The organism is Streptomyces sp. NBC_01092 (assembly GCF_045039535.1).
Lineage (GTDB): Bacteria > Actinomycetota > Actinomycetes > Streptomycetales > Streptomycetaceae > Streptomyces.
The window spans coordinates 2,942,360-2,962,039 of sequence record NZ_CP108659.1; the positions used below are offsets into that span (position 1 = coordinate 2,942,360).

Consider the following 19,680-nt stretch of genomic DNA (forward strand, 5'->3'; position numbering starts at 1 on the left):
GACGTCTGGTGATCCTCCGGATCAGACCATCAGCGAGCGGTCCGTCGGGCGGATCGGGGCCGGCAGTTCGCTGGCGCCGGTCAGGAAGCGGTCGCAGCCGCGGGCGGCCGAGCGGCCCTCCGCGATGGCCCACACGATGAGCGACTGGCCACGGCCCGCGTCACCGGCGACGAACACGCCGGGCACGTTGGTCTGGAAGTCGGCGTCGCGGGCGATGTTACCGCGTTCGTCCAGGTCCAGACCAAACTGGTCGACCACGCCGTTCTCCCGGTCGGTGCCGGTGAAGCCCATGGCCAGCGTCACCAGCTGGGCGGGGATCTTGCGCTCGGTGCCCGGCTTCGGGGTCAGCTTGCCGTCGATGAACTCCACCTCGGTGAGGTGCAGCCACTGGACGTTGCCGTCCTCGTCGCCCTCGAAGTGGGTCGTGGAGACGGAGTAGACCCGCTCGCCGCCCTCCTCGTGCGCGGAGGTGACCTTGTACAGCATCGGGAAGGTCGGCCACGGCTGGTCCGGCGCCCGGTCCTCGCCCGGACGGGGCATGATCTCCAGCTGGGTCACCGAGGCCGCGCCCTGGCGGTGGGCGGTGCCCACGCAGTCCGCGCCGGTGTCGCCACCGCCGATGACGACGACGTGCTTGCCCTCGGCCGAGATCGGGGAGGTGACGTAGTCGCCCTCCTGGACCTTGTTGGCCAGCGGCAGGTACTCCATCGCCTGGTAGACGCCCTTGAGCTCGCGGCCGGGGACCGGGAGGTCACGGGCGGTCGTGGCGCCGGCGGCGATGACGACCGCGTCGTACCGCTTCTTCAGGTCGGTCGCCTTGAGGTCGCGGCCGATCTCGATGCCGGTACGGAAGCGGGTGCCCTCCGCGCGCATCTGCTCGATACGGCGGTTGATGTGCCGCTTCTCCATCTTGAACTCGGGGATGCCGTACCGGAGCAGGCCGCCGATGCGGTCGGCGCGCTCGTAGACGGCGACGGTGTGGCCGGCCCGGGTCAGCTGCTGGGCGGCGGCGAGGCCCGCCGGGCCCGAGCCGATGACGGCGACGGTCTTGCCGGACAGGCGCTCGGGGGCCTGCGGGGCGACGTCACCGCTGTCCCACGCCTTGTCGATGATCGAGACCTCGACGTTCTTGATGGTGACGGCCGGCTGGTTGATGCCGAGCACACACGCCGACTCACAGGGAGCGGGGCACAGACGGCCCGTGAACTCCGGGAAGTTGTTCGTGGCGTGCAGGCGCTCCGAGGCGGCCGACCAGTCCTCGCGGTAGGCGTAGTCGTTCCACTCGGGGATCAGGTTCCCCAGCGGACAGCCGTTGTGGCAGAAGGGGATGCCGCAGTCCATGCAGCGGCTGGCCTGCTTGCTGATGATCGGCAGCAGGGAGCCGGGGACGTAGACCTCGTTCCAGTCCTTCAGACGCACGTCGACGGGGCGGGACTTGGCGACCTCGCGGCCGTGGTTCAAAAAGCCCTTCGGGTCAGCCATTGATCGCCGCCTCCATCATCTTCTCGGTGACCTCGGTCTCGGAGAGACCGGCTCGCTCGGCGGCGTCCTTGGCGGCGAGCACTGCCTTGTACGTGCTGGGGATGATCTTGCTGAAGCGGTCGACCGCGGTGTCCCACTCGGCCAGGAGCTTCTCGGCCACCGTCGAGGCGGTCTCCTCCTGGTGACGGCGCACCACGTCGTGCAGCCACTGCTTGTCGGTGTCGTCGAGGGCCTCGACGGCATCGACGTTGCCGACGTTGACGTTGTCGCGGTCGAGGTCGATGACGTAGGCGATGCCGCCGGACATGCCGGCCGCGAAGTTACGGCCCGTCTCGCCCAGGACGACCGCGTGGCCACCGGTCATGTACTCGCAGCCGTGGTCGCCCACGCCCTCGGAGACGACCGTCGCGCCGGAGTTGCGGACACAGAACCGCTCGCCGGTACGGCCGCGCAGGAACAGCTCGCCACCGGTCGCGCCGTACGCGATGGTGTTGCCCGCGATCGTCGAGAACTCGGCGAGGTGGTCGGCAGCCCGGTCCGGGCGGACGATCACCCGGCCGCCGGAGAGGCCCTTGCCGACGTAGTCGTTGGCGTCGCCCTCCAGGCGGAGCGTGACACCGCGCGGCAGGAAGGCGCCGAAGGACTGGCCCGCGGAACCGGTGAAGGTGATGTCGATGGTGTCGTCGGGCAGGCCCGCGCCACCGAACTTCTTCGTCACCTCGTGGCCGAGCATGGTGCCGACCGTGCGGTTGATGTTGCGGACCTTGATCTGGGCGCGCACCGGCTGGGCGTCGGTCGCGGAGTCAGCGGCCAGGGCGTCGGCGGCGAGCTTGACGAGCTCGTTGTCGAGCGCCTTCTCCAGGCCGTGGTCCTGCTCGATCACCTGGTGGCGCACCGCGCCCTCGGGCAGCTCAGGCACGTGGAACAGCGGCGCCAGGTCCAGGCCCTGCGCCTTCCAGTGGTCGACGGCCCGCGTGACGTCCAGCGTCTCGGCGTGGCCGACGGCCTCCTCGATGGAGCGGAAGCCCAGCTCGGCGAGGAGCTCGCGGACCTCCTCGGCGATGAACCGGAAGAAGTTCACGACGTACTCGGCCTTGCCCGCGAACCGGTCCCGCAGGATCGGGTTCTGGGTGGCGATGCCGACCGGGCAGGTGTCCAGGTGGCAGACGCGCATCATGACGCAGCCGGAGACGACGAGCGGCGCGGTCGCGAAACCGAACTCCTCGGCGCCGAGCAGCGCGGCGATGACGACGTCACGGCCGGTCTTCAGCTGGCCGTCGGTCTGCACGACGATGCGGTCGCGCAGGCCGTTGAGCAGCAGGGTCTGCTGGGTCTCGGCGAGACCGAGCTCCCAGGGGCCGCCCGCGTGCTTCAGCGACGTCAGCGGCGAGGCGCCCGTACCGCCGTCGTGGCCGGAGATGAGGACGACGTCCGCGTGTGCCTTGGAGACACCCGCCGCGACCGTGCCGACGCCGACCTCGGAGACCAGCTTGACGTGAATCCGCGCCTGCGGGTTCGCGTTCTTCAGGTCGTGGATCAGCTGGGCCAGGTCCTCGATGGAGTAGATGTCGTGGTGCGGCGGCGGGGAGATGAGCCCCACGCCGGGGGTGCTGTGACGCGTCTTCGCGACCCACGGGTAGACCTTGTGGCCGGGCAGCTGGCCGCCCTCGCCGGGCTTGGCCCCCTGCGCCATCTTGATCTGGATGTCGTCGGCGTTGACCAGGTACTCGGACGTGACGCCGAAGCGGCCGGAGGCGACCTGCTTGATCGACGAACGGCGCGCCGGGTCGTACAGCCGGTCCGGGTCCTCGCCGCCCTCACCGGTGTTGGACTTGCCGCCCAGCTGGTTCATGGCGATGGCGAGGGTTTCGTGCGCCTCCTTGGAGATGGAGCCGTACGACATGGCGCCGGTGGAGAAGCGCTTGACGATCTCGCTGACCGGCTCGACCTCGTCGATGGAGATCGGCTGCCGGTCCGACTTGAAGCCGAACATGCCGCGCAGCGTCATCAGGCGCTCGGACTGCTCGTTCACGCGGCCCGTGTACTTCTTGAAGATGTCGTAGCGACCGGTGCGCGTGGAGTGCTGGAGGCGGAAGACCGTGTCCGGGTCGAACAGGTGCGGCTCGCCCTCGCGACGCCACTGGTACTCGCCGCCTATTTCGAGGGCGCGGTGGGCGGGCGCGATACCGGACGCCGGGTACGCCTTGGCGTGCCGGGCGGCGACCTCCTTGGCGATGACGTCGATGCCGACGCCGCCGATCTTGGTGGCCGTGCCGTTGAAGTACTTCTCGACGAAGGCGTCGTCGAGACCGACGGCCTCGAAGACCTGGGCGCCGCGGTAGGAGGCGACGGTCGAGATGCCCATCTTGGACATGACCTTCAGGACGCCCTTGCCGAGGGCGTAGATCAGGTTGCGAATCGCCTGCTCGGCCTCGATGTCCGTCAGGAACGTACCGGCGCGGACCAGGTCCTCGACGGACTCCATCGCCAGGTACGGGTTGACCGCGGCGGCGCCGAAGCCGATGAGCAGGGCGACGTGGTGGACCTCGCGGACGTCGCCGGCCTCGACCAGCAGGCCCACGTGGGTGCGCTGCTTGGTGCGGATGAGGTGGTGGTGGACGGCCGCGGTGAGCAGCAGCGACGGGATCGGCGCGTGCTCGGCGTCGGAGTGACGGTCCGACAGGACGATCAGGCGGGCGCCGTTGTCGATGGCGGCGTCGGCTTCGGCGCAGATCTCCTCGATGCGCGCGGCCAGCGCGTCACCGGCGCCGTGCACCCGGTACAGGCCGGACAGGGTCGCGGCCTTGAAGCCGGGCATGTCGCCGTCGGCGTTGATGTGGATGAGCTTGGCCAGCTCGTCGTTGTCGATCACCGGGAAGGGCAGGGTGACGCTTCGACAGGAGGCCGCCGTCGGGTCCAGCAGGTTGCCCTGCGGGCCGAGGGAGCTGCGCAGCGAGGTGACGAGCTCCTCGCGGATGGCGTCCAGCGGCGGGTTGGTGACCTGCGCGAACAGCTGGGTGAAGTAGTCGAAGAGCAGCCGCGGGCGCTCGCTCAGCGCGGCGATCGGCGAGTCGGTGCCCATGGAGCCGATCGGCTCGGCGCCGGCCTTGGCCATCGGCGCGACGATGACGCGCAGCTCCTCCTCGGTGTAACCGAAGGTCTGCTGGCGGCGGGTGACCGAGGCGTGGGTGTGCACGATGTGCTCACGCTCGGGCAGGTCGGACAGCTCGATCTCGCCGGCCTCCAGCCACTCCGCGTACGGCTGCTCCGCGGCGAGCTGGGCCTTGATCTCGTCGTCCTCGATGATGCGGTGCTCGGCGGTGTCGACGAGGAACATCCGGCCGGGCTGCAGGCGGCCCTTGCGGACGACCTTCGCGGGGTCGATGTCGAGGACGCCGACCTCGGAGCCGAGGACGACGAGGCCGTCGTCGGTGACCCAGTAGCGGCCGGGGCGCAGGCCGTTGCGGTCGAGGACGGCGCCGACCTGGACGCCGTCGGTGAAGGTGACACAGGCCGGGCCGTCCCAGGGCTCCATCATCGTGGCGTGGAACTGGTAGAAGGCGCGCCGGGCCGGGTCCATGGAGTCGTGGTTCTCCCACGCCTCCGGGATCATCATCAGCACGGAGTGCGGCAGCGAACGGCCGCCCAGGTGCAGGAGTTCGAGCACCTCGTCGAAGGACGCGGAGTCGGAGGCGTCCGGCGTGCACACCGGGAAGACGCGGTCGAGGGCCTTCTCGTCGGATCCGAACAGGTCGGAGACGAGCTGCGACTCGCGGGCGACCATCCAGTTGCGGTTGCCCTTGACGGTGTTGATCTCACCGTTGTGCGCGACGAAGCGGTACGGGTGCGCCAGCGGCCACGACGGGAAGGTGTTCGTGGAGAAGCGCGAGTGGACGAGGGCGACGGCCGAGGCGAAGCGGCGGTCGGACAGGTCCGGGAAGAAGGGTTCGAGCTGGCCGGTGGTCAGCATGCCCTTGTAGACGATGGTCCGGGCCGACAGCGACGGGAAGTAGACGCCGGCCTCGCGCTCGGCGCGCTTGCGCAGCACGAAGGCCTTGCGGTCGAGGGCGATGCCCTGGCTGGAACGGTCCGTCACGAAGATCTGCCGGAACGCCGGCATCGTCGACCGGGCGGTGGCACCGAGCAGTTCGGGAGCGACGGGGACTTCGCGCCAGCCAAGGACGGTGAGCCCTTCCTCGGACGCGATGGTCTCAATCCGTGAGACGGCGTCCTGGGTCCCGTCCTCCGGCAGGAAGGCGATACCGACGGCGTAGGCACCGGCCTCGGGCAGTTCGAATTCGGCCACCTCACGGAGGAAGGCGTCCGGCACCTGGGAGAGGATGCCCGCGCCGTCGCCCGAGTCGGGCTCGGAGCCCGTGGCGCCGCGGTGTTCGAGATTGCGCAGAACGGTGAGCGCCTGCTCGACCAGCGTGTGGCTCGCCTCGCCCGTGAGGGTGGCCACGAAGCCGACGCCACAGGCGTCGTGCTCGTTGCGGGGGTCGTACATACCCTGCGCAGCAGGGCGAGCATCCATGAAGGACCAGTTCTGGCCATTCGCGGAGTGCTGGGACGGCTGGCGCGGCGTACGCATCGGCTCTCCCGTCGTCGTCATGTGGCATATGCAGATTGCCGAGGGACGACGTTGGCCCTCTGCGTGAGTGCAAAATTTCGTGCAGGTTACATGATGGAGCGGTTCTCGGGAAGCGGGATAATCCGTTCCAACATGCGGACGCCACGGGGATACGGCGGGGGTTCCGCACACGTGGCTTGAAGTATGTGGGGACCGAGCAGGACAGGTCGATGTCCGACGATCCGAGGGGGGCGGAGGAGGCGTCGTCGCCGACCCCGCGAGTGCGCCACAGGCGTCATTGCCCACAGCGCTTACGGCTCATGCCCGGTGGTCACGCATCCGAAACCAGCGAGTAACGGCTACTTATGCGGCCCAACGCATAAGTCCGAGCCGATCTATCCTACGGCCGTTCCGAACAAACTGCCCAGGGCATACGTCACACCGGCCGCTGCGCCACCCAGTGCGAGCTGCCGCAATCCGCTGTACCACCAGGTCCGCGCAGTCACCTTGGCCACGACGGCACCGCACAGGAAGAGCCCGAAGAACGCGAGCAGCAGGGCCGGCCACAGCGAGGTCGCCCCGAGCAGATACGGCAGTACGGGCAGCAGGGCGCCCAGCGCGAACGACCCGAACGACGAGACGGCCGCGACCAGCGGCGACGGCAGATCACCGGGGTCGATGCCGAGCTCCTCACGGGCGTGTATCTCCAGGGCCAGCTCGGGATCGCGGGAGAGCTGCTCGGCCACGGCCCGCGCGAGCGGCGCCTCGACGCCACGCGCCTCATAGAGGGCGGCGAGCTCGGCCTGCTCGTCCTCCGGGTGCTTGCGCAGCTCCCCCCGCTCGACGTCCAGCTCGGCCTCGACGAGCTCGCGCTGCGAGGCGACGGAGGTGTACTCACCGGCGGCCATGGAGAAAGCGCCGGCGGCGAGCCCCGCGAGCCCGGTCAGCACGATGGTCTGCTGACCGACCGCGCCGCCCGCGACACCGGTCATCAGGGCGAGGTTGGAGACCAGACCGTCCATCGCGCCGAAGACCGCGGGGCGCAGCCAGCCGCCGTTCACATCGCGGTGCGTGTGGTTGTCGCGGTGCGCCACGTGCAGCGCGGCCTCGGTTTCGATGATGGCCATGAAGGTCCCCCAGATGACTCAGATAAGGATGACTCAGGTAAGGCTGTCTTTAGACATGTTCTACTCTTGGACAACTCCAAATCTACGCCCCGGAATTCCGCTCCGCCAGCAAGGAAAGGCTGGGCTAACCTGCGGTTTTGCCTAGAACGCTCATTCGTGAAAGGGGGCGCACAGATGTCGACCGGGTGACTCTGAGGCTTCTGAGGCTCTGGTCAACCGCCGACGGTGGGACATATCCGCAAAGGGCTCCGCGCCCTGGGTGGAGCCCCCGGAGGAGAGGCCGCGTATGGCATCGATCGCCTGCATCCCCTCGGTTCCGGCGCCCGGGGACGCCGCCGCACTGCGCGCACGGGCGCGCGGCGCGCTGCTGGGCCTGGCCGTCGGCGACGCGCTCGGCGCCCCCGCGGAGAACATGAAGCCCTCCGAGATCCGCGCCCGCTGGGGCCGTGTCACGGGATTCGTCACCGACAACCCGTGCGGCACGGACGACACCGAGTACGCGATCTTCTCGGGCCTCCTCGTCGCCCGCCACGGCTCGGCCCTCACCCCGGCCCATGTCGAGGCGGCCTGGCACGAGTGGATCGCGGACCGGGCGGAGGGCCCGTTCAAGGGCGCGGGCTTCAGCGAACGCGGCACGCTGGAGAACCTCCGCCGCGGCCTGGCCGCCCCCATCTCGGCCCAGCACCGCCACGCCTGGAGCGACGGTCTCGCCATGCGGGCGGCCCCCTTCGGCGTCTTCGCCGCGGGCCGTCCGGCGGAGGCGGCCCGCCTGGTGGCGATCGACGGTTCGGTGAGCCATGACGGCGAGGGCATCTACGGCGGCCAGGCGGTGGCGGCGGGCGTGGCGGCGGCGATGGCGGGGGCGCCGACGATCGCGGTGGTGGCCTCGGCGCTGGCGGTCGTCCCGGACGACTCCTGGACGGCCCGCTCCCTGCGCCGGGCGGTGGCGGTGGCCCACCGGGGCGAACGCGCGGTCCGCTCCGCGGTCGTGATCGGCGGCTATCCGTGGACCGACCTGGCCCCCGAGGCGGTCGCGCTGGCCTTCGGCGCCTACGCGGCGGCGGACGGCGACTTCGTCCAGGCGGTCCTGACGGCCGTGAACATGGGCCGCGACGCCGACACGACGGCCGCGGTGGCGGGGGCACTGGCCGGCGCGACCCAGGGCGAGCCGGCGATCCCGACGGAGTGGGCGGCGGCGATCGGGCCGGCGCGGGGGAGCTGCCTGCCGTCGATGGCCGGGCACCATGTGCTGGACGTGGCGGAGCTGCTGGTCATGGGCGAGGACAGAAAGTGGGTAACGGGGGGACTCCGACGATGACGCCGCCCACCCCTTGGGACGAGGGCAGCCGAACGTCGACACAGAGCGAACCCGCGGTCGTCGACGGCGAGGACGCCCCACTGGGGCCACCCGCACCCGACGACGAAAGTCGCACGGGCGGTGCGGGGAACCAGCAGGCCGAAGGCGAAGCCGAGGCCGGTCAAAGAATCCTCGGCCTCCTCCTCGGCCTCGCCGCAGGCGACGCCGCCGGCTGGCCGGCCGCCCGCCACCGAGCCGCCCGCATGCCCGAATGGACCCGCCGCCTCACCCGCGAACTCGACACCTTCGCCGAACAGAACGCCACCACCACCCTCCCCCTCCCCCTCGCCCTCAACCAACCCCCCGAACCCCTGCGCCTCGGCCCCTCCGACGACGCGGAATGGGCGGTCTTCGCCGCAGAAGCCGTGCTCCGCGCCGGCGACGACACCGCCCTGGGCGACCTCAGCCGAGAACGCCGCACCCGCGCCGCCATCGACCTGACCTGGAACGCCGTGGCCAGCGAGGTCGCCGCCGCAGCCGAGCGCGCCCCCGAGGTCGAGTCGGCGATCCTCCCCCTGCGCGCCCGCATCTCCGTCCGCGCCGGCCTCGGCAACCTCGCCACCGGCCTGCGCCCACCCGCCACCGGCCACGACAACCCGCACTACTTCGACGACGCCGCCTGCGTACGGGCCTGCGTCCTCGCCGTGGCCCACCCCGGCGCCCCCCGCAGCGCGGCCGACCTCGCCGAGTTCGACGCCCGCTACACCCAGGACGGCGACGGCGTACACGGCGCGCGGGCGATGGCGGCGGCCGTGGCCCTGGCCCTGACCGGGTCGAAGCCCGAGGCCTGCGTCGCCGCGGCCCTCGCCGAACTCCCCGAGGAGACGGAGATCGGCCGCAACGCCCGCCACGCCCTGCACCTCGCCCGGGGCGCCGACAGCGCCTTCGCCCTGATCCCCCTCCTCGAACACCAAATCGTCGACCACGTCTACAGCTACGGCATCGCCGCCGCCGAGACGGTTCCGGTCGCCCTCGCCCTCACGGTCGCGTCGGACGGCCGTATCGCCGAGGCGGTCCCCGCCGCCGCGTGCCTGTCCCGTGTCGCCGACTCGGCGCCGGCCCTGGCGGGCGCGCTGACCGGCGCGTTGGGCGGCGGTACGTCGATCCCCGCGTCCTGGCGCGACACCTGCCGCACCCTCTCCGGCTGCGTGCTCCCCCGCCTCACCGGCACCGACCTCGTAGAACTCGCCGAACTCCTGGAAGCCACACAACCGGCCCGTCCAGGAGGATGATTCGGGGCATGACGCCCAAAGCAGAAGAAAGCGGTGGCCCGCGTCTCGACGAGCGGATCACCGGCGCCCTGGTCGGCGCGGCGGTCGGCGACGCCCTCGGCGGCCCGGTGGAGGGCTACTCCCCCGACCAGATCCTCGAACGTCACGGCGGCCGGGTCCACGGCATCGTCGGCCCCTGGAACGGCGACGCCTGGCGTACGGCCCGCCCCATCGCGCCGTACCACAAGGGCGACGGGCACGTCACCGACGACACGTTGATGACGCACGCCCTGATCCGGGTCTATGCGCAGGTCCGCGACCACCTCGACGCGTACGCGATCGCCGACCACCTGGTCCCGGACCTGATGACGAACCCGCGCTGGATCCCGGAGCTGGAGGCGCAGGCCCTCCCCCTGCACCGCATCTTCCTGGCCGAGAAATGGCTGGTGGCCCGTCTCCACTACGGCCACGTGGACCCACGGGAGGCCGGCGTCGGCAACATCGTCAACTGCGGCGCGGCGATGTACATGGCCCCGGTCGGCCTGGTCAACGCGGCCGACCCGAGGGCCGCGTACACGGAGGCGCTGGATGTCGCGGGCGCCCACCAGTCGTCGTACGGCCGTGAGGCGGCGGGCGTCTTCGCGGCGGCGGTGGCGGCGGCGTGCACACCCGGCGCGACACCGGCCTCGGTCGTCGAGGCCTGTCTGTCCCTGGCGAAGGACGGCACGAGGACGGCGATCGAGAAGGTCTGCGAAGTGGCGGGCGCCCACAAGGACTTCGAGTCGGCGCTGACCCCGCTCCGGGAGGCGATCACCCCGTACGACACGGTCGGCCCCGACTACCGCCGCCCCTCCCTCGGCGCCCGTCGCCCCTCCCGCCTGCACGCCATCGAGGAACTCCCCATCGCCCTGGCCATGGTGCTGATCGGATGCGGCGACTACCGCCGAGCGGTCCTGGGCGCGGTCAACTACGGCCGGGACTGCGACTCGATCGCGACGATGGCAGGCGCTCTGGCGGGCGCGTTGGGCTCACCGCCCCCGCAGGACTGGTCGAAGACGGTCGCGGAGTCCAGCCGCCTGGACCTCTGGGAACCGGCCCGCACGCTGGCCGAGGTGACGAGGGAGATCCACCGACGGGACACCGTCCGCCGCCGGACCCACGAGGCGGCCTTCACCGCACTGGAGGGCCGAGAATGCTCCGACTGACCTGGGTCCAGCCGGAGGACCTGATCGGCCATGAGCTGCACCAGGCGGCCCTGGACGGCCGAGAGCCGTCAGCGATCGCGGCGCGTTGGAGAGCGGCGGGAGGCAGGGTGGCGCCGCTGCGGGCGGGCGCCTCACCGGAGCCGGCGTCACGTTATCTGCGGACTCTGGCAGAGGACCTGCTGGACGAACTGGCGGACCTCCCGAGCACGTTGACGGACCGGGAACCCACCGCCCTGGCGAGAATCAAGGCCGGCTGCCCGTCCTGGCCGGCGGCGAGCGCCCCCACCCCCGCGACAGCCCCCACCGAGGCCCGCTACGAAGCCGCCTGGCTGGGCCGGGCGGTCGGCTGCCTCCTCGGCAAACCGGTCGAGAAGCTCCCCCTCGAAGCCATCCGGCAACTGGCCGGATCCACCGGCAACTGGCCCCTCACCACGTACTTCACTGCCAGGGGAGTCCCCACGGACCTCCTCACCGCCCACCCCTGGAACCGCCGCTCGGCGACAACCTCCCTCGCCGAGAACATCGACGGCATGCCCGAGGACGACGACCTCAACTACCCCCTGATCAACCTCCTCCTGCTCAGGCGCCACGGCAAAGCCTTCACCACCATCGACGTGGCCCGCCTCTGGCTCGACGAACTCCCGGCCGGCCGCACCTTCACCGCCGAGCGCGTCGCGTACCGCAACCTCCTCCTCGGCATCGAACCCCCGCACACGGCCCGCCACCGCAACCCCTTCCGCGAATGGATCGGCGCCCTCATCCGCGCGGACGTCCACGGCTGGACCAACCCCGGCGACCCGGCCGCCGCGGCCGAACAGGCCCACCGCGACGCCACCCTCACCCACACCGCGGGCGGCGTCCACGCGGCGATGTTCACGGCGGCGGTCATCGCACAGGCGGCGACGGCGACCGGCCCGCACGACATCCACACCTGCCTGCGCACCGGCCTCACGGTGATCCCCCCGAGCTCCCGCCTCGCCCAGGCGATCCACCACGCCATCCGCCTCGCCCGAACCCACGACGACTTCGACACGGTCGTCGACGAACTCCACGCCACCCACGCGCACACCCACCACTGGGTCCACGCCCTCCCCAACACCGCCCTGATCGCCGCCGCCCTCACCCACGCGGACGGCGACTTCACCGGCTCCATCTGCCGTGCCGTATCGGGAGGCTGGGACACCGACTCCAACGGCGCGACCGCGGGCAGCATCGCCGCCCTCCTCACCGGCTCCCCCACCGCCCTCCCCGACCGCTGGACGTCCCCCCTCAAGAACCGCCTCGCCACCTCTGTCGCCGACTTCAACGGCATCGGCTTCGACACGCTCGCCCGCCTGACGCACGAACTCGCCCACAAGCGCACCCCCTTGGAGGCCGCTCACCCATGACCGACATCGTCGTGCTCGGCAGCACGAACATGGACCTCGTCGCCTACGTCGAGAAGGCCCCCCAGCGCGGCGAGACAGTGACGGGCCGGGAGTTCCGTACGATCCCCGGCGGCAAGGGCGCGAACCAGGCGATCGCGGCGGCCCGTGCGGGCGGCAACGTCATGATGATCGGCGCCGTCGGCAACGACGCCTACGGCACCCACCTGCGCTCCACCCTCGAACACTCCGGCGTGGACACCGACGACCTCCGCACGGCCGAGGGCCCGTCCGGCACCGCACACATCGTCGTGGACGACGAGGGCGGCAACGCGATCGTCGTGATCCCCGGCGCGAACGCCACGCTCGACCACCTCAGCCCCGGCGACGAGGCAATCATCGCCGCCGCCGACACCCTGCTGCTCCAGCTGGAGATCCCGCTGGCCGCGGTGCTCGCCGGCGCCCAGGCGGCCCGCCGCCACGACGTCCGTACGGTCCTCACCCCGGCCCCCGCCCAGCCGCTCCCGGACGAACTCCTCGCCGCGATCGACCTGTTGGTCCCCAACGAGCACGAGGCCACCACCCTCACCGGCCGCACCGACCCCCGCGAGGCGGCCACCGCACTGCTGGACCAGGTACCCGAGGTGGTCGTCACCCTGGGCGCCGCCGGCAGCCTGTACGTCACCCGCGGCGCCGAACCCCTGGCCGTCCCCGCCCCGAAGGTGACGGCCGTCGACTCCACCGGCGCCGGCGACACCTTCGTCGGCGCCCTCGCGGTGGCGCTCGGCGAAGGCCGCCCCATGCCGGACGCCCTGAAGTGGGCGGCCGCGGCGGCCGCGCTGTCGGTCCAGCGGGAAGGCGCCTCGGTGTCGATGCCGTACCGCCCCGAGATCGAGGAGGCGTACGCCTCATGAGCGCGCGTCCCCCCGCTCCCCTGGCCGGCCTGCGCGTCCTCGACCTGGCCACCCTCTTCGCGGGTCCCCTCGCCGCCACGATGCTCGGCGACTACGGCGCGGAGGTCGTCAAGGTCGAGCACCCCGAGAAGCCCGACCCCTCCCGCGGCCACGGCCCGTCGAAGGACGGCGTGGGCCTGTGGTGGAAGGTCCTCGGCCGCAACAAGCGCACGATCACCCTCAACCTCTCCAAGCCCGGCGGCCGCGCCACCCTCCTGCGCCTGGCCGCGACCGCCGACGTCGTCATCGAGAACTTCCGCCCCGGCACCCTGGAGAAGTGGGACCTCGGCTGGCCGGAGCTGTCCGCCGCCAACCCCCGCCTGATCCTCACCCGCGTCACCGGCTTCGGCCAGTTCGGCCCCTACGCCCACCGCCCCGGCTTCGGCACCCTCGCCGAGGCGATGAGCGGCTTCGCGGCGCTCACCGGCGAACCGGACGCACCCCCGACGCTGCCGCCGTTCGGCCTGGCCGACTCCATCGCGGGCCTCGCGACCGCGTACGCGGTGATGACGGCACTGGCCGCCCGTGAGCGCACCGGCGAGGGCCAGGTCGTCGACATGGCGTTGATCGAGCCGATGCTGCTGGCACTCGGCCCCCAGGCGACCTGGTACGACCAGCTCGGCTACGTCCAGGAACGCACCGGCAACCGCTCCGCCAACAACGCCCCGCGCAACACCTACCGCACCGCGGACGGCAGTTGGGTCGCCGTCTCCACCTCCGCCCAGTCGATCGCCGAGCGCGTGATGCACCTGGTGGGACGCCCCGAGCTGATCGACGAGCCGTGGTTCGCGACGGGCGCCGACCGGGCCCGCCACGCCGATGTCCTCGACCGGGCAGTCGGCGGCTGGATCGCCCGCCACACCCGCGCCGACGTCCTCGCGGCCTTCGAGAAGGCGGAGGCTGCGGTGGCCCCGATCCAGGACGTACGGGATGTGATGACCGACCCCCAGTACGCGGCCCTGGACACGATCACCACCGTCGACGACCCCGAACTCGGCCCGCTGCGCATGCAGAACGTCCTCTTCCGGCTCTCCGCCACCCCCGGCACGATCCGCTGGACCGGCCGCCCGCACGGCGCGGACACCGACGAGATCCTCACCGACCTGGGCCTGACCCCCGCCGACGTGGCGGCCCTGCGTGCGGAGGGCGCCCTGTGACTCCGTGCCCTTTGACCTGGCTGTACGCCCCGGGCGACCGCCCACACGTAGTGGTCAGGGCGCTGTCCTCGGGCGCCGACATCGTCATCGTCGATCTGGAGGACGCGGTCGCCCCGGACCGCAAGGACTACGCCCGCGCGGCCACCGCGGACCTGCTCTCGACCCCCGATCACCCGGTTCCCGTCCAGGTCCGTGTGAACCCCCTGGACACCCCGCCGGGTGTGCGGGACCTCGCGGCGCTGGCCGCCCTCCCGGGCCTTGCCGCCCTGCGCCTGCCGAAGGTGACCTCCGCCGAACAGATCATCCACCTCGCCCAGACGACCCCGCCCTCGGCCCCGGGCACGACCCCGCTGCACGCCCTCCTGGAATCGGCCCTGGGCATCGAGCGCGCACACGCGATCGCCTCCGCCCACCCGGCCCTCCGGGGCATCTCCCTCGGCGAGGCGGACCTACGCACCGACCTGGGCGTACGCGGCGACGCGGGCCTCGACTGGTCCCGCTCCCGCGTCATCGTGGCCGCGCGCGCGGCAGGCCTGCCCCCGCCCTCCCAGTCGATCCACCCGGACATCCGCGACCTGGAGGGCCTGGCGGCGTCCTGCGCCCACGGCCGCACCCTGGGCTTCCTGGGCCGGGCGGCCATCCACCCCCGCCAACTCCCGGTGATCGAACGGGCCTACCTCCCCACGGAGGCGGAACTCGAACACGCGGAGACGATCATCAAGGCGGCCACGACGGACCAGGGCGCCCAGGCCCTCCAGGACGGCACGTTCATCGACGCGGCGGTGGTGGCAGCGGCCCGGAGAACCCTGTCGCTGGCGCGCCGTACCTGAGAAACGTCAGAGGGCGCCCGGTAGGACCGGGCGCCCTCATCGACGTACAACCGACCGTCAGCCCTTCTTCGCCGACTCGGCCTCGTCGCTCGGTTCCTTCTCGGCTTCGGCGTCCGAGGCGTCAGCCTCGGCTTTCTCGCCCTCGGCCTTGTCCAAGTCAGCCTTGACCAAGTCAGCCTTGTCCGCGTCAGCCTTCCCGGCGTCGGCGTCGGCCTCGGTGCCGTCCTCGACCTCACCGTCGGAGGCACCCGGCTCGACCACGGCCTCCCGGCCCGGCCGCTTCTTCGCCGACACCACGATGTACACCACCGCGAGCAGGAAGACGACCAGCGCGGTCCAGTTGTTCAGGCGCAGGCCCAGGAAGTGGTGGGCGTCGTCGACCCGCATGTACTCGACCCAGAACCGGCCCACGCAGTACGCGGCGACATACAGCGCGAACGCCCGCCCGTGGCCCAGCTTGAAGCGGCGGTCGGCCCAGATCACCAGCAGCGCGACACCGATGCACCACAGCGACTCGTACAGGAACGTCGGGTGGTACGTGCCCGGCACGCGACCGTCCGTCGAGGACGTGATCTTCAGCGCCCACGGGAGGTCGGTCTGCCGGCCGTACAGCTCCTGGTTGAACCAGTTGCCCCAGCGCCCGATGGCCTGCGCGAAGGCGATTCCGGGGGCGACGGCGTCGGCGTAGGCGGGCAGCGGGATCCCGCGGCGGCGGCAGCCGATCCAGGCGCCCAGCGCGCCCAGCGCGATGGCCCCCCAGATGCCGAGGCCGCCCTCCCAGATCTTGAAGGCGTCCACCCAGTCACGGCCCTCGCTGAAGTACAGCTCGTAGTCCGTGATCACGTGATAGAGGCGCCCGCCGACCAGCCCGAACGGGACGGCCCAGACCGCGATGTCGGCCACCGTGCCGGACCGCCCGCCTCGGGCGATCCAGCGTTTGTTGCCGAGCCAGACGGCTACGAAGACACCGATGATGATGCAGAAGGCGTAGCCGCGCAGCGGAATGGGACCGAGGTGGATCACCCCGCGCGACGGGCTGGGAATGTAGGCAAGTTCCATGGCAAGGTCGACGCTACCCTGCCGGGCGGCACCGATGTCAGGCAGCCCGGCTACGGGTCCATAACAGGCGCCGCCCTCAGCCCTTGTCGGCTTCCTCCACCATCTGCTTCAGCTTGGCCGGAGTCATCGTCTGGTCCTGGTAGATGTTCTTGCCGTTGAGCAGGACCGTCGGCGTACCGCTGAAGCCGCCGCTCTTGAACGCGTCGTTGGACTTCTCGACCCAGCTGTTGTGCGTGCCGTCCTCGACACACTTGCGGAAGGCGGGCGTGTCCAGGCCCTTGACCTTGCCCGCGAGCTCGAAGAGCTTGCTGTTCTTGGCGAAGGCGTCGTCGACCTCCGGCGGCTGGTTCTCGTACAGCACGTCGTGGTACTGCGTGAACTTCCCGGCGTCCTGGGCGCAGGCCGCCGCGTTCGCGGCGTTGCGCGAGCCCGTGCCGCCCATGTTGCCGTCGATGATCGTCGCCAGGTGGTATTCGACCCGGAGCTTTCCGGAGTCCGTCAGCTCGTGGATCGTCGACCTGTAGGCGTCCTCGAAGGACTTGCAGGCCGGGCAGCGGAAGTCCTCCCAGACCGTGAGCGTGGACTTTGCGTTCTCCTCGCCCACCGGGATCGCGAGCCCGTCCTTGCCCTGGGCTCCCGAGGGCCCCACGACCGGTCCCGCGTCGCTGCTGTCGTCCTTGCCGGCGTTCGCCGCGACGACTCCGACCACCGCCGCGAGTCCCAGCACACAGACGACGCTCGCGCCCACGATCAGCGCGCGGCGCCGCTTGTCGGCCGCCTTCTGCTTCTCACGCTCGACCGCCAGCCGCTCCCGGGCGGTCCGCTTTCCGTCACGATTCTTTTCGCTCACACCCGCAGAACGAACCGGGGAGGCGCAGCGCGCCTCCCCGGTCCCAGGTCCACCCGTTCGAGCGACTCGTACGGAAGGCCCTTCTTCTGAAGATCCACTCTCGCGGGTGTCGGCTACGCCTGTCCGCGCACGCCCTTCGCCAGTTCACCGGCGAGCGCGCGCACGGCCTCGACGCCGGCCGCGTCGTCCGGCGCGTCCAGCATCCGCTTCACGAAGGCCGAGCCGACGATCACGCCGTCCGCGAAACCGGCGACCTCGGCGGCCTGCTCGGCGTTGGAGACGCCGAGCCCGACGCAGACGGGCAGCTCGGTGCCGGTGGCCCGGGTGCGCTCGACCAGGTCCTGCGCCTGCGCGCCCACGGACGCGCGGGTGCCGGTGACGCCCATCAGCGAGGCGGCGTAGACGAAGCCGCTGCCGGCCGCGGTGATCTGGCCGAGCCGCGCGTCCTTGCTGCTCGGCGCCACCACGAAGACCGTCGCGAGGCCGTGCTTGTCGGCGTGCTCCCTCCACAGCGCCGACTCCTGGACCGGCAGGTCGGGCAGGATGCAGCCCGCGCCGCCCGCCTCGGCCAGCTCGGCGGTGAAGCGCTCGACGCCGTAGCGGTCGATGGGGTTCCAGTACGTCATCACGAGGATCGGCTTGCCGGTGGCCTCGTGCGCCTCGCGGACCGTCCGCATGACGTCCGCGATCCTGACGCCGCCCTTCAGGGCGATGTCGTCGGCGGTCTGGATGACGGGACCGTCGAGGACCGGGTCGCTGTGCGGCAGCCCGACCTCCACGACATCCGCGCCCCCGTCGAGCGCGGCCTTGATCGCCTCGATGCCGCCGTCCACGGTCGGGAACCCGGCCGGGAGGTAGGCGATGAGCGCGGAGCGGCCCTCGGCCTTGGCGGCATGCAGGGTGTCCGTCAACAGCTGGCCCTTATTGCTATTCAATGCAGCCCCGCTCACTTGGCGTCCCCCTGGATCTCGGCGGCGCCGCCATTGGCGTCGGCGGCCACCTCGGCGTCGGTGTCGTACAGGCCGAAGTAGCGCGCGGCCGTGTCCATGTCCTTGTCACCGCGCCCCGACAGGTTGATGACGATCAGCCCGTCCTTGCCCAGCTCCCTGCCGACCTCCAGCGCACCGGCGAGCGCGTGGGCGCTCTCGATCGCCGGGATGATGCCCTCGGTGCGCGACAGCAGGCGCAGGGCCTGCATCGCCGCGTCGTCGGTGACCGCGCGGTACTCGCCGCGACCGCTGTCCTTGAGGTAGGAGTGCTCCGGGCCGATGCCGGGGTAGTCCAGACCGGCCGAGATCGAGTACGGCTCGGTGATCTGGCCCTCGTCGTCCTGCAGGACGTAGGAGCGGGAGCCGTGCAGGATGCCGGGCTCGCCGGCGGTCAGGGTCGCCGCGTGCTCACCGGTCTCGACGCCGTGCCCGGCGGGCTCGCAGCCGATGAGGCGTACGTCCGTGTCGGGGATGAAGGCATGGAAGAGGCCGATGGCGTTCGAGCCGCCGCCGACGCACGCGACGGCGGCGTCGGGGAGGCGTCCGGCGCGCTCCAGGAGCTGGCGCCGTGCCTCGACGCCGATGACGCGGTGGAAGTCGCGGACCATGGCGGGGAAGGGGTGCGGGCCGGCGACCGTACCGAAGAGGTAGTGGGTGCGGTCGACGTTGGCCACCCAGTCGCGGAACGCCTCGTTGATGGCGTCCTTCAACGTACGGCTGCCGGACTTCACGGCGATGACCTCGGCGCCGAGCATGCGCATCCGGGCCACGTTGAGGGCCTGGCGCTGGGTGTCGATCTCGCCCATGTAGATGGTGCATTCGAGGCCGAAGAGCGCACAGGCGGTGGCCGTGGCCACGCCGTGCTGGCCGGCGCCGGTCTCGGCGATCACGCGGGTCTTGCCCATGCGCTTGGTGAGCAGGGCCTGGCCGAGCACGTTGTTGATCTTGTGCGAGCCGGTGTGGTTGAGGTCCTCGCGCTTGAGGAACACGCGGGCGCCACCGGCGTGTTCGGCGAAGCGGGGCACCTCGGTGAGGGAGCTGGGGCGGCCGGTGTAGTTGACCAGCAGGTCGTCGAGCTCGCGGGCGAACTCGGGGTCGTGCTTGGCCTTGTCGTACTCGACGGCCACCTCGTCCACGGCGGCGACGAGGGCCTCCGGGATGAACTTGCCGCCGAACGCGCCGAAGTAGCCTTCGGCGCTGGGGACTTGACCCTCCGGGTCCGGGATGAAGAAGTCGCTGGGCATGCGGATACCTCACGGTGAGTGTGTGGAAAAGACACTGTTCGCCGTGGGGGCGGAGCCTGTCGTACGACCTCAGGCCGGGTGCGGCCGGTCGCTCAGTTCCCCGCGCCCCTGAGGGGCGCGCTGCCATCGGCGGCCGTTTACCTGGCCCGGTTCGTCTCCGATGACGTATCGCACTCGGCGCCCGTGCACGCGGCGTGCCGGTGCGCGGCAGCCGCGAGGGCGGCAGCCGCGCGCGAGGCGGGCGTACCGGTCCACGGTCGTCACAGTGCGATTCATCGACGT

General features: G+C 71.4%; 15 protein-coding genes. 7 read left to right on the forward strand and 8 right to left on the reverse strand.

Features of this window, described 5'->3' with window-relative positions; genetic code table 11:
• Positions 1–21 precede the first annotated feature (21 nt).
• From OG254_RS13150 to OG254_RS13160, 3 genes are all read right to left on the reverse strand, one after another.
• On the reverse strand, positions 22–1,482 hold the full coding sequence (locus OG254_RS13150) for a glutamate synthase subunit beta (protein ID WP_405580973.1): 1,461 nt from the start codon (positions 1,480–1,482) through the stop codon (positions 22–24).
• Positions 1,475–6,073: a glutamate synthase large subunit gene (gene gltB / locus OG254_RS13155; RefSeq protein WP_405594972.1), complete on the reverse strand. Its 4,599-nt coding sequence runs from the start codon at positions 6,071–6,073 to the stop codon at positions 1,475–1,477. The genes OG254_RS13150 and gltB overlap by 8 nt, the downstream gene beginning before the upstream one ends.
• Positions 6,074–6,447: 374 nt before the next feature.
• Positions 6,448–7,179, reverse strand: a complete 732-nt coding sequence (locus OG254_RS13160; protein WP_405580976.1) for a VIT1/CCC1 transporter family protein — start codon at positions 7,177–7,179, stop codon at positions 6,448–6,450.
• 286 nt (positions 7,180–7,465) lie between these two features.
• Here OG254_RS13160 and OG254_RS13165 point away from each other — a divergent pair, with 286 nt between their 5' ends.
• Genes OG254_RS13165 through OG254_RS13195 form a run of 7 tightly spaced genes read left to right on the forward strand, consistent with a single transcriptional unit; the run spans position 7,466 to position 15,256 of the window.
• Entirely contained in the window at positions 7,466–8,497 is a 1,032-nt protein-coding gene (locus OG254_RS13165) for an ADP-ribosylglycohydrolase family protein (protein WP_405580979.1), read from the forward strand.
• A complete protein-coding gene (locus OG254_RS13170) occupies positions 8,494–9,768 on the forward strand; it encodes an ADP-ribosylglycohydrolase family protein (protein ID WP_405580981.1) in 1,275 nt (424 codons plus the stop codon). Before OG254_RS13165 ends, OG254_RS13170 begins: the two co-directional genes overlap by 4 nt.
• 8 nt (positions 9,769–9,776) lie before the next feature.
• Positions 9,777–10,952: an ADP-ribosylglycohydrolase family protein gene (locus OG254_RS13175; RefSeq protein ID WP_405580984.1), complete on the forward strand. Its 1,176-nt coding sequence runs from the start codon at positions 9,777–9,779 to the stop codon at positions 10,950–10,952.
• Positions 10,940–12,340 (forward strand): ADP-ribosylglycohydrolase family protein, encoded by a 1,401-nt coding sequence (locus OG254_RS13180; RefSeq protein WP_405580987.1) that lies wholly within the window; start codon positions 10,940–10,942, stop codon positions 12,338–12,340. The genes OG254_RS13175 and OG254_RS13180 overlap by 13 nt, the downstream gene beginning before the upstream one ends.
• Positions 12,337–13,230: a ribokinase gene (gene rbsK / locus OG254_RS13185; protein ID WP_405580990.1), complete on the forward strand. Its 894-nt coding sequence runs from the start codon at positions 12,337–12,339 to the stop codon at positions 13,228–13,230. The genes OG254_RS13180 and rbsK overlap by 4 nt, the downstream gene beginning before the upstream one ends.
• Positions 13,227–14,426 carry a CoA transferase gene (locus tag OG254_RS13190; protein ID WP_351193545.1) on the forward strand — a complete coding sequence of 400 codons (1,200 nt, stop codon included), beginning with the start codon at positions 13,227–13,229 and terminating at the stop codon, positions 14,424–14,426. Before rbsK ends, OG254_RS13190 begins: the two co-directional genes overlap by 4 nt.
• Complete coding sequence (locus OG254_RS13195) at positions 14,423–15,256, forward strand: HpcH/HpaI aldolase/citrate lyase family protein (RefSeq protein WP_405580995.1); 834 nt, start codon at positions 14,423–14,425, stop codon at positions 15,254–15,256. The genes OG254_RS13190 and OG254_RS13195 overlap by 4 nt, the downstream gene beginning before the upstream one ends.
• A 57-nt stretch (positions 15,257–15,313) precedes the next feature.
• Here OG254_RS13195 and lgt read toward each other — a convergent pair whose 3' ends face one another.
• The 5 genes from lgt to trpM all read right to left on the reverse strand — a co-directional run bounded on the left by lgt (position 15,314) and on the right by trpM (position 19,674).
• Positions 15,314–16,315, reverse strand: coding sequence for a prolipoprotein diacylglyceryl transferase (gene lgt / locus OG254_RS13200; protein WP_405580998.1), 1,002 nt, complete (start codon positions 16,313–16,315; stop codon positions 15,314–15,316).
• 76 nt (positions 16,316–16,391) lie between these two features.
• Positions 16,392–17,165 carry a DsbA family protein gene (locus tag OG254_RS13205; protein WP_405581001.1) on the reverse strand — a complete coding sequence of 258 codons (774 nt, stop codon included), beginning with the start codon at positions 17,163–17,165 and terminating at the stop codon, positions 16,392–16,394.
• Between the two features lie 113 nt (positions 17,166–17,278).
• On the reverse strand, positions 17,279–18,100 hold the full coding sequence (gene trpA / locus OG254_RS13210; protein WP_405581004.1) for a tryptophan synthase subunit alpha: 822 nt from the start codon (positions 18,098–18,100) through the stop codon (positions 17,279–17,281).
• A gap of 11 nt (positions 18,101–18,111) precedes the next feature.
• The gene (trpB, locus tag OG254_RS13215; RefSeq protein ID WP_405581007.1) at positions 18,112–19,398 is read right to left on the reverse strand and encodes a tryptophan synthase subunit beta; all 1,287 of its coding nucleotides are present in this window, start codon (positions 19,396–19,398) and stop codon (positions 18,112–18,114) included.
• A 69-nt stretch (positions 19,399–19,467) separates the two neighbouring features.
• A complete protein-coding gene (gene trpM, locus OG254_RS13220) occupies positions 19,468–19,674 on the reverse strand; it encodes a tryptophan biosynthesis modulator TrpM (protein WP_405581010.1) in 207 nt (68 codons plus the stop codon).
• Positions 19,675–19,680 lie beyond the last annotated feature (6 nt).

Bases quoted from the DNA above. Each gene is read 5' to 3' on its own strand.
- OG254_RS13170 (WP_405580981.1), top strand. From the start codon at position 8,494: ATGACGCCGCCCACCCCTTGGGACGAGGGCAGCCGAACGTCGACACAG.
- OG254_RS13180 (WP_405580987.1), top strand. From the start codon at position 10,940: ATGCTCCGACTGACCTGGGTCCAGCCGGAGGACCTGATCGGCCATGAG.
- OG254_RS13160 (WP_405580976.1), bottom strand. From the start codon at position 7,179: ATGGCCATCATCGAAACCGAGGCCGCGCTGCACGTGGCGCACCGCGAC.
- lgt (WP_405580998.1), bottom strand. From the start codon at position 16,315: ATGGAACTTGCCTACATTCCCAGCCCGTCGCGCGGGGTGATCCACCTC.
- OG254_RS13175 (WP_405580984.1), top strand. From the start codon at position 9,777: ATGACGCCCAAAGCAGAAGAAAGCGGTGGCCCGCGTCTCGACGAGCGG.
- OG254_RS13190 (WP_351193545.1), top strand. From the start codon at position 13,227: ATGAGCGCGCGTCCCCCCGCTCCCCTGGCCGGCCTGCGCGTCCTCGAC.
- rbsK (WP_405580990.1), top strand. From the start codon at position 12,337: ATGACCGACATCGTCGTGCTCGGCAGCACGAACATGGACCTCGTCGCC.
- OG254_RS13165 (WP_405580979.1), top strand. From the start codon at position 7,466: ATGGCATCGATCGCCTGCATCCCCTCGGTTCCGGCGCCCGGGGACGCC.
- trpM (WP_405581010.1), bottom strand. From the start codon at position 19,674: ATGAATCGCACTGTGACGACCGTGGACCGGTACGCCCGCCTCGCGCGC.
- trpB (WP_405581007.1), bottom strand. From the start codon at position 19,398: ATGCCCAGCGACTTCTTCATCCCGGACCCGGAGGGTCAAGTCCCCAGC.
- gltB (WP_405594972.1), bottom strand. From the start codon at position 6,073: ATGCGTACGCCGCGCCAGCCGTCCCAGCACTCCGCGAATGGCCAGAAC.
- OG254_RS13150 (WP_405580973.1), bottom strand. From the start codon at position 1,482: ATGGCTGACCCGAAGGGCTTTTTGAACCACGGCCGCGAGGTCGCCAAG.